The following is a 15,091-nucleotide window of genomic DNA, read 5'->3' as shown; positions in this document are numbered from 1 at the left end:
AAAAAGTCCACTTTTGATTACGAGTCATGCCTAATGGCATGATCAGCATCGAATATGAAATTCAGCCGAAATGTCCGTTGCTCACGTAGTTTCCTACGCTCCGCTACTCCATTTCTAGCTTCATTCCATCTTCTCGGTACTGAAAACTGGTCTTTTTGAACACGCACTATAGGAACGGCCAATCCAGATTCAGGAAGGAGATATCCCGGTATGGTTCATACGATACTGTCACGACTCGCAACATCGCTTCTGGTTATATTCGGAGCTTCGGTGCTGGTGTACTGCATCATGTATCTCCTGCCGGGTGATCCGGTTCTGCTCATGCTGGACCCGTCCTCGGCTACCCCGGAGATGATCGAGAATCTGCGGGTTCAGCTTGGACTGGATCAGCCGTTTTACATCCAGTTTGCGAACTATTTCGGTGATATGCTGCGTGGAGATTTCGGTAAATCGATGATCAATTCGGATCCGGTTTTGCCAAAAATACTGGAACATTTTCCAGCGACACTGGCTTTGACCGCACTCAGCTCCATCATTGCCATCACGATTGGAATTACACTCGGTGTATTGTCTGCGATTCATCGCAATGGCGTGATTGATTTCGTGGCCCGGCTTGTTGGACTGTTCGGCATTTCGATGCCAACCTTCTGGACGGGAATACTGCTCATCCTGTTATTTTCGGTACAGCTTGGCTGGTTCCCGGCGATGGGTTCCGACGGATTCAGCTCACTGGTTCTTCCTGCAGCCACGCTGGGACTCGTTGGTGCAGGATTTATCGTACGGATGGTGCGTAACAGCATGCTGGAAGTGATCAATGAACCGTTTATCGTAGCGTTACGGGCCAAAGGACTTTCGGAGCGAGCTATCATGTATGGCCATGCGCTGCGTAATGCGCTGATTCCTGCCGTAACAGTAATTGGCATGCTGATCGGTGATCTGCTTGCAGGAACGGTTGTGGTGGAGACCGTCTTCTCCAGACAAGGAATCGGCCGGATTATTGCGGATGCGCTAATGGCCAAGGATCTGCCAGTGGTGCAAGGCGTTGTTTTCTTTACATCCATTATCTATGTCGTCTTGAACTTGCTGGTGGACATCTCGTATTCGTACATTGATCCCCGGGTTCGGCGTGCTGTCCGAACATGACGACAGCTGGAACAGTCAGAAGTGTCCTGACGCGGAGTATGGAAGGAGGAGTTGTTGCTCATGAGCATGAAACCTTTGGCTGGTGACAAAAAAGCATGGGCGGGCGTAGGACGTATACGTCTGTGGAATCGCCGCCCTTGGCGCTATCGCGTCTCATTCGCGGTATCCCGATTATTCTTTTATGCAGCATTGCTGGTGGTGGTGTTTACCGTGGCATGTGCGATTGTACCAGGCTGGATTGCTCCTTATGATCCAACTCAGATGATGACGGATGTTATCCTGCAGGCTCCTTCTGCTGCGCACCTGTTCGGGACGGACTATTTTGGCAGGGATATCTTCAGTGTGGTTGTGCATGGAAGCAGGGATTCGCTGCTCATTGGATTTGCTTCGGTGCTTGTGGGCGGCATTGTGGGCAGTGCGCTTGGTATTATCTCCGGTTATGCCGGAGGAATTGTGGATACCATCACCATGCGTGCCGTCGATATTCTGATGGCTGTACCCGGCGTGCTCCTGGCGTTGTCTGTTGCAGCTGCTCTCGGGCCAGGACTGATGAACATTGCACTGGCTGTTGCGGTTTCCTCGATTCCGGGGTACGCACGGGTGATGCGTGGGCAGGTCATATCGGTCAAAGGTCTACCTTTCATTACAGCGACACGTTCACTGGGCGGTTCCAATACACGTATTTTCTGGAAACATGTACTGCCACATTCATTGTCACCCCTGCTGGTCATGGCTACGTTGGGCGTAGGGACATCGATCCTTACGGGCTCCGGACTCAGTTTTCTGGGACTTGGGGTGTTGAAGGAAATTCCGGATTGGGGCGCATTGCTCTCACAAGGTAGAGGTTATCTGACGGTTGCCTGGTGGATCTGTACGTTCCCAGGGCTGGCGATCACGTTGTTTGTACTGGCGGTTAATCTGATTGGAGACGATATTCGCGATCGGTTGGACCCCAAAGTAAAAGGAGCGGCCTAGGACGTGTCTCAAAACTCGCTGAAGTGCATCTTTTACCGCCTTTTCGCCCCATGCTGCGTCACTTTCCCTTGACGTGCCCCGGCACGCCTGCGGAAAACTTCCTGGCTTGGAACGAAAATTCGGCAAAATCTGCTTCCTTCGGAGTTTTCAGGCACGCCCAAACCGCTATTCCAAGGAGGAGAAATTCATGTCACATGTTGTCATTATTGCAGGATCACCATCCAAACGTTCGCGTTTGACAGGTCTGACGGATTACACTAGCCAAAAATTAACGGAGGCAGGCATTACGGTTGAAGTTATTCACGTCGTGGATCTGCCTGCTGAGGATCTGGTGCAAGCCCGATTCGACAGCTCGTCCATTCGTGATGCACTGGCTGTTGTTGAAGCGGCGGATGCCGTTATTGTAGCTACACCGGTATATAAGGCATCGTACTCCGGCGTGCTTAAGCTGTTCCTGGATCTGATTCCACAAGAAGGGTTGCGGGGCAAGTTGACACTTCCACTTGTCATTGGTGGCTCCATTGCTCATCTACTCGCTATTGATTATGCATTGAAGCCTGTTCTGGCAGCCCTTGGTGGAAGACATATCCTGGGTGGGGTATACGCTGTGGATCAGGGGATTGAACGACTGGATGATGGAAAGTTTGTACTCTCGGCGGATATTACTACACGTCTGGATCGTTCCTTGGATGAATTGATATTGACACTGGAAAAGGATGGGATTAAGATATCATAAAACCTAGTAAATTTATCGGTTAAATAGATATAAGGTCAAACGTCTGCGGACGTGGATACGGAGGCGCTCATGAATATCGAGAACATTGAAGCATTTGTATATATCAATCATTATGGAAGCTTCAATAAGGCTGCCGAAGTACTCTTCTTGTCCCAACCTTCGGTCACAGCTCGCATTCAGTCACTGGAAAGGGAGCTGGGTTGTAAGTTGTTTGATCGGCTTGGCAAGCAAATTGTGCTGACAGAGGAAGGGCGGAAATTCCTGCCATATGCGCAACAAGTGCTGCAAGTGATTCAGAAGGGCAAGCAGAAGATTCAGCAACGGCGATCAACACCGGATGCGCTTCGGCTCGGTAGTACAGTATCGGTATCCAATTATGTCATTCCCGATTTTCTACCCAAGATCAAAGATGCTTACCCCGAAATTAACATCAAATTGACTACAGCAACGACGGATCAGCTGATTGCCAAACTGCTTGGTCAGGAGATCGATCTTGCTTTTGTGCGCAAGGTCATGCATCCTGCGATCCGTACGGTTGCTTTTTATGAAGATCCGATCCAGCTCTATGTGTACAAAGGACATCCATTCATTGAAAGCGGCCATGTCAGCATGGAGGCAATCCGGAATGAGCAACTGGTCTTTTTCGAATGTGGTTCACTGGACTGGCTTCGCATTCACCGGGCTTTCGACTCGCTGGAACATCCGCCGAATATTACATATCATGTCGATAATTCGGAGACGGCGAAGAAACTGGTTATGCAAGGGGCAGGCATTGCCTTTCTCCCGGGACTCACGGTGAAGAAGGAAGTGCAGAATCAGGAGTTGTTCCCCATTCAGGTACATGAGGTAGCAGGTGTATCGTTGCAGATCAGTGTCGTCACGTTAAAAGAAGAATATTCGCCATTGGCAGAGCCCTTCGGGGAACTGCTGCGGCAGTTATAGAGCGTCTAACGTTGAATCTGACTTTTACACCAAAACGGAGAGTGCAGAACCAATCTGAAGAAGCGAAGCGTGATCGGAAGATGGTACTGCAGTCGGAGTGATAAAGTGTAACATCTCCAGTTCAACTTAATAGTGATTCAAGAACAGAGGTTCAGCACAATCAAGGAGGAGAAGGATATGAGTATTCGTGTTGGCATTTTGGATCAGACCCCCATCTATGAAGGGGAAACGGCGGTGGATGCTTTTCGGCACACGATTGAGCTGGCACAGCAGGCAGATCAGCTTGGATTCCATCGGTTCTGGGTATCGGAGCACCATGATTCAGGGCATGTTGCAGGTTCCTCCCCAGAGGTACTCATTTCCCACTTGCTTGCGCATACGAAGCGGATTCGACTGGGCTCTGGCGGGGTGATGCTCCAGCATTACAGCCCATATAAAGTCGCCGAAAATTTCAATATACTCGCAGCGCTCGGACCAGGAAGAGTTGACCTGGGAATCGGTCGTGCACCAGGCGGATTACCCCGTTCGACACAGGCGTTACAGGAAGGTATTCAGGAAGCTGCATCTCTGAAAGAGAAAATTGTTCAGGTGAAGCGATACATTCATAATGAACCACATGAAGATCCATCTCATGCACTTGCGGGGCTCACTGCTTCCCCTGTGTCCGGCAGTCCAGCAGAGCTGTACGTGCTTGGAGCCAGTGTAGATAGTGCGGGCATGGCTGCGGAACTCGGACTCCCCTATGTCTTTTCACTTTTCATTAACAGTAATATAGAGGTAGCACTTGAAGCCATCCGTGTATATCGTGAGCAATTCGATCGTTCCCAGGGACGGGAGCCCTATGCTGCACTGGCTTTATCCCTAATTGTGGCGGAGAGTGAGGAAGAAGCGGAAGGACTTGCGGGTGAACATAAGCTGGTGAGAATTCACATGGAGAGTGGCAAAGTGCTGACGGTCGGTTCTGTTGAACAAGCGGAAGAATTCGGACGTCAATCCAACGAAACCTATCGGATCGAGATTCTGGAGCCAAGTGTGACCCGAGGTACAAAGGAAAGCGTAGGTCAGGCGCTGCTGAAGTTCCAGCAGGATTTTGCTGTGGAAGAGTTCATTGTGACTACAGCTACACGTGACTTTTCCAAGCGAATTCGATCATTTGAATTGTTGCGTGAAATTCTAGCAGAGCAGGGATTAAGTGAATTTGCACTGGAATCCAAGGAACAGGAAGCAGCAATCGGATAGAAGTAGGTCAGTGAATATATACGAATGGGAGGCCATGTGATGAAAAGTGATCTGGAACAGCCCAAACAGCAGGCTGAGCAACTAGTACAGGGCCCCGAGCATGAGTTTCACGGTGAACGTGCGGAAGCATTCGCGGAACGTTTAATCACCATTCGGCGACACCTGCATCGTAACCCGGAATTGTCCGGCGAGGAAAGGGAGACGACAGCTGCTATTCGCAGCTGGCTGGAAGAGGAAGGCGTCCGTATTGCAGACGAATACGTGCTGCGGACAGGGCTCGTCGCTGAAGTGGGCCAAGGGGACGGACCTGTGGTTGCCCTAAGAGCGGACATTGATGCGCTGCCCATTCAGGAAGAGACGAAGCTGGATTTTACCTCCCAGGTAGATGGAAAGATGCACGCTTGCGGACATGACGCACACACGGCGATTCTGATCGGTGCTGCACGATTACTGAAACAGCGCGAGTCCACGCTCCCTGGGAAAGTACGCTTGTTGTTCCAGCCGTCGGAGGAAAAAGCAACGGGTGCACGACAAGTGATCCAGAGCGGCGCATTGTCCGATGTTCGGGCCGTATTCGGGTTGCATAACAAGCCTGATCTCCAGGTGGGGACGGTGGGCATTCGGGAAGGTGCATTGATGGCAGCAGCAGACGGTTTTGTTGTCAAAGTGGAAGGTGTAGGCACACACGCGGCCGTGCCTGAAGCCGGCATTGATCCAATCGTGGTTGCCGCACATATTGTTACGGCATTACAGGCTATTGTGAGTCGCAATGTGGGAGCACAGGAGAGTGCTGTAATCAGCGTCACCAAGCTCCACAGCGGCACAGCCTGGAACGTTATTCCGGATGAAGCGATCCTCGATGGCACAGTGCGTACCTTTGATGAGAAAGTGCGTGCGCGGATTCGCGAGCGTTTCAATCAGGTGGTAGCCGGTGTTGCGGCGGCCTATGGCACACGGGCTACGGTTCGCTGGATTCAGGGACCACCTGCCGTGGTCAACGATGAGTCTCTGGCATCTGCGGCGGAGCAAGTTGCAAGCCAGATTGGACTGAACAGCATCAGACCGCTGCCTTCTCCGGCAGGAGAGGACTTCTCTTTTTATCAAAAAGAAGTTCCGGGCCTGTTCCTCTTCCTGGGCACCTCTGGCCCGAATGAGTGGCATCACCCTGGCTTTGATGTGGATGAACGGGCATTGCCGCTAGGAGCACATCTTCTGGCTGCACTGGCTGAACAGGCACTGCACAATGTGCAAGCACATCAGGAGTGATAGGTACAGTGAATTCCTGAATCATATCCAGATCGAAACGGTTCCGTTCTGCGGCAACCGTTTTTCGTATTTTTTGAATCTTATCAGATGGTGTAATTATGGCTAGGGCTGGCGCAGAAGTGTCAGCTCTGTTTGGGTTTTCTTACAGGAAGGGAAGCTAAAGGTATTATGAAATTTTATTTTTGAAATGGAAATATTTGTTGACGCTCCCCAAAAAGATGTGCTATATTTTTCTCGACCTTTTAATCGTAATAATTACTATTAGATAAAAAGAAGAACAGGAGTAGTCGCTGCGATGAAACAGGAGATCGATTTTATCAAGTTCAGTCCCACCCAAAACATGACGATTCTGGTTAAAACGGATCATGTAGCCGAGCAATACAATCATATTGCGACGCGTCTAATGTCGTATGATAACGTTTACGCTGAACAAGTGGGATTCATTGAGCCAACGAGGAGACCGGAAGCTGTGGCACGTCTGGAAATGGCCGGAGGGGAGTTCTGTGGCAATGCCTGTATGGCACTTGCAGCACACCACGCATCGGAAGCAGGACTGGCACTTCAGGAATCGATGGACATCGCGCTGGAGGTTTCCGGAACCGATCAGTTGATCATGTGCCATGTGAAGAAGCAGCAGAACGAATACGACTGCCAGGTAACCATGCCGGTTCCGAAGCAGATTGAGCAGCGAACAATCCGGTACGAAGGCATCGAGCTGGATATGGTAATCATCCGTTACACTGAGTTCATCCATATCGTGATCGAAGTCGATGACTTCGACGATATCATGAAGAAGAGGGCACAGACCCTTGCAAGATTACTGGGATTAACAATGGGAGATAAGCTGATCGGTATCTTGTTATATCAATCGCACTCGGAAGAAATGGCCCCACTCATCTATGTTCCTGAGCTGGATAGTCTGATCTGGGAGAGAGGGTGTGGTTCGGGTACGGCCTCCGTCGGAGCCTATCTCGCGTGGAGCCAACAGCGGCAGATTACGCAGTACATCAAGCAGCCTGGTGGTGCGATCAAAGTGGCGGCCCAGTGGAATGGCGCAGAACTTGGGAGTATTACGATTGAGGGATCGGTTGGCATTGTGGCACAGGGCAAAGCCTTCATAGATGCTCCAGCAGAATGGAGCGCTGTAAACGCATGAGGTACATGATACATGATCGAGACAACGTATAGGGGGAAAAGAAATGATCACATTGGTCCATTTTCAGACATGTTTGAGTGAATTTGCAGAGAAATTCGATAAGCTCGCGAGCAAGTATGATCATACGATTCAGCATAGTTCGGAGCTGGAGGCTGTGATCAATGACTACTCCCGCTTTGTGACCGATCAGGAGAATAAGGCAGCCTGGGAACAGTTGCAGCATTCAGAGCTGGAAGAACTTGATTCGCTTATATGGCAGTTAAGAAATAAATCCGCCCAGTGTGTGGCGATCATGGAGAAATATCGTGCATTAAAGTTAGAGAACGGGGATGTACAGATTGCCGATTATTTTAAGAATATAGAAGAGTGTATCGATAAAGAATTCGGCAGTTTCCATGTTACCTCCGATTCGAAAGTGTTGTTGGTAGGCTCCGGTTCCTTCCCCATGACACCATTACTCATCGCCAAGCGAACAGGTGCAGAGGTCGTAGGGATCGATATTGATGAAGAATCCATTAGACTCGGGCAGAAGGTGGTGGAGACGCTGGGCGCGGGCTTGAAGATTCGTTTGCAGTCAACCTTGCTGGAAAATATGGAGTATACCAAGGAAGCAACCCATATCATTTTCAGCTCTACCGTGGCCCCTAAATATGATCTGCTCGATCAACTGCATGCTCTGACAAATGCACAGGTGGTTGTAGCCATGAGATATGGTGACCAGTTGAAGTCCTTGTTTAATTATCCAATGAAAGAGACGGACAGCAGCAAGTGGAAGCTGGTGGACCAGATCCTGCGCCCGGATGATGTGTTTGATATTGCGTTGTATCAAAAAGCATAGCCATGCAAGTGCATCCAAGTGCGTCCAAATGGATTACAGATTGAACTTTGAATATAGGAGGCATATATGAACAATCTTCAGCGAATCCTGATACACGGAACCGGACCTGCATCCATTCAACTTGCGGTAACGCTCAAAGATCATCTCAATTGCTGTATAGGCATTGCGGGGAGACAATCAGTTCGTTCAGCGTCGATATTTGCAGCCCTCGAAGAGAGCAATCAACGTATTCAGGTCAGCATTCAAAATGGGAAACATCAATCGCTCGCAGGTGAGTGTTTCGTTGATCATGTGTTCAAGGGATATGACACCATTGAGGGTGAATGGGATACACTCATTTTGGCGGTTACCACCGATGCGTATATCGATGTGTTGGAACAAATGAATGAGGAATTCATCAAACAACTGAAATATATTATCTTGGTTTCTCCAACGTTTGGGTCCAATCGACTGGTGAGCCATTATATGAGAGAGCGGAATGCAGCGCCGGAAGTGATCAGTTTCTCTACCTACCTCGGAGATACCCGTTGGATGCACGAACATCCGTCGAATCATGTGATTACTACAGGGGTCAAGAAAAAGGTTTATATCGGTTCCACTCTGTACCCGTCTGAACAGGTCAGTAAGCTATGCCAAGTGTATGAGCGTTTGGGTGTTGCGTTGGAAGTGATGCGATCTCCACTGGAGGCGGAAACGAGAAATATTTCGTTGTACGTTCATCCACCTTTGTTCATGAACGACTTCTCATTAGAAGCCATCTTTGGAGCATCGGATATTCAGAAATATGTATATAAGATGTATCCCGAAGGTCCGATTACTCAAGTTTTGATACGGGATATGCGGGCACAGTGGCAGGAGATTATGAATATTACGGACCGACTTGATATTCAGGGAGTGAACCTGCTTCAATTCATGACGGATGACAACTATCCGGTTCGATTAGAGAGTATATCACGCCAGGATATCGAGAATTTCAATCAGCTGCAGGTCATTCATCAGGAGTATTTATTATACATACGATACACCTCATTATTGATTGATCCATTCTCGGAACCCGATTCGGAAGGCAAATATTTCGACTTTTCAGCAGTCCCATTCCGCAAAACGTTCATGAACCGCGAAGGGGAACTGGACATCCCCCGTATGCCCAAGGAAGATTACTATCGCATCAAAATCATTCAAGGCATAGCCAGACATCTCGATGTGAGCTGTCCAACCATTGATCAATTTATCGCTAGATATGAAGCGAAGCTTCAGGAAGTGGCTGACGCCAACCCGGATCAACGCGTGTCCGAAGCCTTTGTCATCCAATCCTTTGACGAGGATATCCGCATGATCTGCACTGGACTTGTAAGTAGTAAGGTCTAATTACATCTCAAATTAATCAAGTTGAACCTGATGTTTACATCATAACGGAGAGTGCAGAACCAATCTGAAGAAGCGAAGCGGTCGCCTTTATCCCCGGATTTTCTCTATGGAAAAGAGAATCAAAAAAATCTGGGGATAACAGCGATCGGAAGATGGTACTGCAATCGGAGTGGTCCGATGTAACCTACAAGGTCTGCTTGTAACTTAATCATCAGGAGGAAATGTTGTGAAAAAGGGTCTTACTTTTACATCTATACTATTGCTGGTGTCAGCCATTGCGCTGCTCGCCGGATGCGCTCAGAGCACAAAAGAGAAAGAGGGCGCCCAAACGGAGTCTGTAAATAGTCAGGTGCAAACGGAACTCATCTATGCTTCTGCCAAAGATATTAATGATATGAACCCCCATTTGTACACAGGCTCCATGCCTGCACAAGGGATGGTATACGAGTCTCTGGTGGAAAACACGCCTGACGGAATCAAGCCATTGCTAGCTGAATCATGGGATATTTCGGAGGATGGCAAGACCTATACCTTTCATCTGAGACAAGATGTGAAATTCCATGATGGGGAGCCGTTCAACGCAGAGGCGGTCAAACAAAATATCGATGCAGTTCAGGCCAATGCTGAAAAACACGCCTGGATCAAGCTGTCTACCAAAATCACGAGTGTGAAAGTTATCGATGAGCATACGGTGGAGTTGACGCTGTCGGAAGCTTATTATCCGGCTCTGGTGGAACTGTCTATGACAAGACCTTACGTCTTCATATCACCCAAGGATTTCAAAGATGGCGGAACCAAAGACGGGGTAAGTGGTTTCCACGGTACAGGACCTTACAAGCTTACTGCTCATAAAGTTGAAGAGAACGCCACGTTTGAAGCCAATGAAGACTATTGGGGTGGTGCACCTGCAATCAAGAAGATCACAGCCAAGGTTCTTCCCGCAGGCGAAACGACATTCCTGGCATTGCAAAAAGGAGAGATCAACTTTGTGTTCACGGATGACCGGGGGGCAGACAGCATTGATGTCGAGGCCATGGAGCAATTGGCTGAATCTGGTGATTATCAAGTGGTTCGAAGTGAAGCGATGAATACGAATATGATCGTAGCCAATAGCAGTCGCCAGAATAGTCCAGTTCAGGAAACGGCAGTTCGGGAAGCACTTTGGTATGCTATCGACCGGGAAACGATCAGTAAAGATATTTTCAACGGAACGCAGACTGTAGCGGACACGCTATTTTCAGCCAATGTCAATTACGCCAAGGTCGACCTGAAGAAACGGGAGTATGATCCGGAAATGGCTAAAAAACTTCTGGACCAAGCAGGCTGGACATTGGCAGACGGTAAAGTGGTGAGAATGAAGAACGGTCAGCCTTTGGCCATGAAACTCTACTATGACAGTAACTCGTCTTCCCAGAAAATACAGGCCGAATTGATCCAGTATTCGATGAAAGAACTGGGTATTCAGCTTGAAATCGTGGGCGAAGAATCCACTTCCATTGCGAATCGGAGAGCCACCGGGGAATATGATCTGCTCTTTAATCAAACCTGGGGACTGGCCTATGATCCACAGAGTACCATTGCTGCATTTACATCAGATTCGGCTTACAAGCATACGACAAGCGGAATTGCTGAAGCAGATGAATTGTACAAGAAAATCGATGCGGTCATGGTCTCCACGGATGAGGCTTCACGCCAATCCCTGTATGCCGACATTATGAAGATCGTCCATGATGAAGCAGTGTTCATTCCGATTACCAACGGACGTGTCACCATAGTCGCTCCCGAGAATCTCGAAGGAATCGCATTCAAGCAGACCCAATATGAACTGCCATTTGAACAAATGAATTTTAAATATATAAATTGAACTAAACATTTACACAAAACGGAGAGGACAGAAAGAACCTGAAGAAGCGGAGCGTTCGCCTTTATCCCCGGATTTTCCCTATATAAAAGGAATCAAAAAAATCTGGGGATAACAGCGATCGGAAGGTTGTTCTGTCATCGGAGTGTAGTGTAAATATTGTTTAGTTCAATTTAAATAGAGCGGAGATGGATATGGGAAGTTATATCTTCAAAAGGATTCTGTTAGCCATCCCTTTACTGATTATCATTTCATTTATAACGTTTGTCCTGATTAATCTATCTCCCTTGGACCCGGCGGTTGTCGTGTTACAGGCACAGGAAGTTCCGCAGATCACGGATGAACTGATCGCCCAAACGAACAAAGCGCTGGGATTCGATCAGCCGTTCATGATCCAGTATGCGAACTGGATCATGGCTGTTGTGCAGTTGGATTTCGGCAACTCTTATGTATCGGGTGAACCCGTGTGGTCTCTGATGGGGCCGGCTTTTATGAACACATTGAAGTTAACGCTCGTTTCATCGGTATTCATTATTGCGCTGTCCATCCTGCTGGGTGTGATCTGTGCCATGAGAGAAGGCAAGCTGCTGGATCGATCGGTCAGAGGTATTTCCTTTTTCCTCACAGCCATGCCGTCCTACTGGCTTGCAGCTATTATGATCTGGTATTTTTCCGTCAAGCTGGATCTGTTGCCTACCAGTGGCATGGACTCGTATCGAAGCTACATTTTACCGGTGATCGTAATCACGGTGAGTTATACAGGCATTTACTTCCGAACGGTTCGAAGCTCCATGCTGAGCAATATGAATGAGGACTATGTGTTATATGCAAGGGCAAGTGGTCTGAGCGAGAAGAAAGTCACCCTGCATATTCTGAGAAATTCATTACAGGTGGCCGTGTCCATCTTTTGCATGGCGATCCCGATCGTGTTGGGCAGTACGGTGGTTATCGAAAATGTATTTGCCTGGCCGGGGCTCGGGAGGCTCAGCGTGAAATCCATTTTAAGCAGGGATTTTCCGATTATTCAGGCGTATGTTCTGATGCTGGCTGTCACCTTTGTCTTGTTTAATACGTTATCCGACATCATTAATGCGGCGATGAATCCCCGGTTGAGAAAGGAATTCTGATGCGAATACTGAAAAATCTCAGTAAAGACAAGCTTGCGATGACCTCGTTGGTAGTGATTATCGTCATGATTATGGCGGGCATACTGGCTCCGCTTATTGCGCCGCATGATCCTGGACAAGTGAATATGAAGCTGCGTTATGCCTCCTCGTCCTGGGAGTATCTATTAGGCAATGATCATCTGGGCAGATGTGTGTTATCCCGGCTTATCTATGGTATCCGTCCAAGTGTGTTATGGGTTCTGGTTGCGCTCAGTCTGTCTGTTCTGATCGGGGCTATTGTTGGATTCATCGCGGGTTACTTCAAGGGGAAAGTGGATGCATGGATCATGAGAGTCTGTGACATTATGCTGTCATTTCCCGGATACGTGATGACACTGGCGGTGGTCGGCATTTTGGGTGCAGGATTGGAGAACATTTTGATTGCTTTTGTGTGCATGAAATGGGCCTGGTTTGCCCGCGTTATTCGCACATCTGTGATGCAGTTCTCTGATATGGATTATGTAAAATTCGCCAAAGCCTCCGGCACGCCAAATCTGAGAATTATAACCAAACATATTGTTCCGGTTACTTTTGCCGATATTGCTGTCATTGCGAGTGGTTCCATGTGTTCGATGATGTTGCAGATCTCCGGCCTTTCCTTTCTGGGGCTTGGCATTCAGGCTCCGCATGCGGAGTGGGGCATGATGCTCAATGAGGCGAGGGAAGTCATGTTCTCCAGACCTGAATTGATGTTGGCACCGGGCCTGGCCATTGTGGTGGTCGTGTCTGCTTTTAATTTTCTATCGGATGCCCTTCAGGTGGCTCTGGACCCCAAATTGATGACCTCTCAAGGTAAGTCTGACAAGTCTTACGAAAGTGAGGTGAGAAAGACCACTTATGAATATAGTCGAGGTTGAACATTTGAAAGTATGGGACACCAACACAGACAAAGTGATCATTCATGACAGTTCATTTGAAGTCAGGCAGGGAAGCTGTATGGCCATCGTAGGGGAAAGTGGTAGCGGCAAGTCCGTCACGTGCAGAGCTATCATGCGACTGAACAAGCCATGGATTCGTCAATCGGGCACGATGTTATTCCAGGGCGAAGACCTGAACCAGCTTTCGGAACCGGAGATGCGGCGTAAGCGGGGCAAGCATCTATGTATGATTTTGCAAAATGGCATGAGTGCATTTGATCCTTCCTGTGTCATTGGTGTTCATATTCGGGAGACGCTTCAGCAACATTTTGGCTGGAACACCCGCGAGAGTGAACGGAAAATCATCAATGCCATGGAAAGCGTCATGCTTAGACATCCGCGTGAGATTCTGAATCAATATCCACATCAGCTTTCCGGTGGAATGCTGCAACGAATCATGATTGCACTGGCATTGGTGCTGGAGCCTGATCTGATTATTGCGGATGAGCCGACAACGGCACTGGATACGATCTCTCAATATGAAGTCGTGGAGCAATTGATTCAATTACGCGAACGCATGGGCTGTTCCATGATGTTCATCTCCCATGATCTCGGCGTCGTTCAGAAGATTGCAGATGACGTGATGGTCATGAAAGACGGCAAGATCGTAGAGCGTGGCAGCATGCATTCTGTTTTGACGGAACCGAAGCATGCCTATACGCAGTATCTGGTCTCTACCCGACTTGAGCTGAGCAATCATTTTAAGGCGTTGATGCAGGGGGACTTATAGATGCTAAAGGTGGAAGGTATCGAAAAATCATATAACCAAGGCGGACTGTTCTCCAAGCACAAACAACAAGTTTTGAAACAGGTTACCTTTGAATGCCAGAAGGGCGAGTGTCTCGGTATCATCGGTGAAAGCGGAAGTGGTAAATCGACGTTGGGCCGTCTGATTCTGGGCATTGAACGCCCGGATCGTGGAACGATCTCGCTCGATGGTAAAGACGTACAGGATCGACGTGTACGGATGGGCAATCTCAGCGCCGTTTTTCAAAACTATACGTCCTCCATCAATCCATTTCTTACCGTGGAAGCTGCCATTATGGAACCGATGCAAGCACAGCAAAAGCTGCGAAAGGATCAGGGTAACTCAGAGAAGGTGGATCTGTTGCTGCACCAAGTTGGACTGGATCCTTCCTATAGATCCAAATATCCGCATGAACTATCCGGCGGGGAGGCTCAGAGAGTGTGCATTGCCAGAGCGATCTCGACAGCCCCAAAACTTATCGTGTTCGATGAAGCGATCAGCTCACTGGAAGTGTCTGTTCAGATCCAGGTGTTGCAATTACTGAAAGAGCTTAAGGAAATCTACAAGCTGAGCTATGTCTTTATCACACATGATATACAGGCGGCAGCCTATATCTGTGACAGGGTAATCATTTTCAGAGAGGGACAGGTTGTAGAGATCGTTCCGACCAAGCAACTCAAGGACGTACAGTCCGACTATGCGAAGCGATTATTGAAGCATTTAATACCATTTTAGG

14 protein-coding genes are annotated in these 15,091 nt (G+C 48.5%); all 14 read left to right on the top strand.

Annotated features, from left to right (window positions below; genetic code table 11):
* The first annotated feature begins 210 nt into the window (after window positions 1-210).
* The 14 genes from HF638_RS12920 to HF638_RS12855 all read left to right on the top strand — a co-directional run bounded on the left by HF638_RS12920 (window position 211) and on the right by HF638_RS12855 (window position 15,090).
* Complete coding sequence (locus HF638_RS12920) at window positions 211-1,143, top strand: ABC transporter permease (protein WP_169480572.1); 933 nt, start codon at window positions 211-213, stop codon at window positions 1,141-1,143.
* 60 nt (window positions 1,144-1,203) lie between these two features.
* Entirely contained in the window at window positions 1,204-2,118 is a 915-nt protein-coding gene (locus HF638_RS12915) for an ABC transporter permease (RefSeq protein WP_169480571.1), read from the top strand.
* A 187-nt stretch (window positions 2,119-2,305) separates the two neighbouring features.
* Complete coding sequence (gene ssuE / locus HF638_RS12910) at window positions 2,306-2,854, top strand: NADPH-dependent FMN reductase (protein WP_169480570.1); 549 nt, start codon at window positions 2,306-2,308, stop codon at window positions 2,852-2,854.
* A 69-nt stretch (window positions 2,855-2,923) separates the two neighbouring features.
* Window positions 2,924-3,796, top strand: coding sequence for a LysR family transcriptional regulator (locus HF638_RS12905; protein WP_062837890.1), 873 nt, complete (start codon window positions 2,924-2,926; stop codon window positions 3,794-3,796).
* Window positions 3,797-3,973: 177 nt separating this feature from the next.
* The gene (locus tag HF638_RS12900) at window positions 3,974-5,035 is read left to right on the top strand and encodes an LLM class flavin-dependent oxidoreductase (protein WP_169480569.1); all 1,062 of its coding nucleotides are present in this window, start codon (window positions 3,974-3,976) and stop codon (window positions 5,033-5,035) included.
* Between the two features lie 39 nt (window positions 5,036-5,074).
* Complete coding sequence (locus HF638_RS12895) at window positions 5,075-6,301, top strand: amidohydrolase (protein WP_211175627.1); 1,227 nt, start codon at window positions 5,075-5,077, stop codon at window positions 6,299-6,301.
* A gap of 295 nt (window positions 6,302-6,596) precedes the next feature.
* Complete coding sequence (locus HF638_RS12890; protein ID WP_169480568.1) at window positions 6,597-7,457, top strand: histidine racemase CntK family protein; 861 nt, start codon at window positions 6,597-6,599, stop codon at window positions 7,455-7,457.
* Between the two features lie 43 nt (window positions 7,458-7,500).
* On the top strand, window positions 7,501-8,295 hold the full coding sequence (locus HF638_RS12885) for an SAM-dependent methyltransferase (protein ID WP_169480567.1): 795 nt from the start codon (window positions 7,501-7,503) through the stop codon (window positions 8,293-8,295).
* A 66-nt stretch (window positions 8,296-8,361) separates the two neighbouring features.
* The gene (locus HF638_RS12880; protein ID WP_169480566.1) at window positions 8,362-9,663 is read left to right on the top strand and encodes an opine metallophore biosynthesis dehydrogenase; all 1,302 of its coding nucleotides are present in this window, start codon (window positions 8,362-8,364) and stop codon (window positions 9,661-9,663) included.
* A gap of 226 nt (window positions 9,664-9,889) precedes the next feature.
* Window positions 9,890-11,527, top strand: coding sequence for a staphylopine-dependent metal ABC transporter substrate-binding lipoprotein (cntA, locus tag HF638_RS12875; RefSeq protein ID WP_169480565.1), 1,638 nt, complete (start codon window positions 9,890-9,892; stop codon window positions 11,525-11,527).
* Window positions 11,528-11,718: 191 nt separating this feature from the next.
* Window positions 11,719-12,651, top strand: coding sequence for a nickel/cobalt ABC transporter permease (opp1B, locus tag HF638_RS12870; RefSeq protein ID WP_169480564.1), 933 nt, complete (start codon window positions 11,719-11,721; stop codon window positions 12,649-12,651).
* The gene (cntC, locus tag HF638_RS12865) at window positions 12,651-13,547 is read left to right on the top strand and encodes a staphylopine uptake ABC transporter permease subunit CntC (RefSeq protein WP_169480563.1); all 897 of its coding nucleotides are present in this window, start codon (window positions 12,651-12,653) and stop codon (window positions 13,545-13,547) included. Before opp1B ends, cntC begins: the two co-directional genes overlap by 1 nt.
* Complete coding sequence (gene cntD / locus HF638_RS12860) at window positions 13,528-14,337, top strand: staphylopine uptake ABC transporter ATP-binding protein CntD (protein ID WP_169480562.1); 810 nt, start codon at window positions 13,528-13,530, stop codon at window positions 14,335-14,337. Before cntC ends, cntD begins: the two co-directional genes overlap by 20 nt.
* Window positions 14,338-15,090, top strand: coding sequence for an ABC transporter ATP-binding protein (locus HF638_RS12855; RefSeq protein WP_169480561.1), 753 nt, complete (start codon window positions 14,338-14,340; stop codon window positions 15,088-15,090). It begins immediately after the preceding gene.
* The last annotated feature ends 1 nt before the right edge of the window (window position 15,091 follow it).

The organism is Paenibacillus sp. SZ31 (assembly GCF_012912005.1).
Lineage (GTDB): Bacteria > Bacillota > Bacilli > Paenibacillales > Paenibacillaceae > Paenibacillus.
The sequence above is the reverse complement of the archived record's forward strand: the minus strand, read 5'-3'. Positions and strand labels throughout refer to the sequence as shown.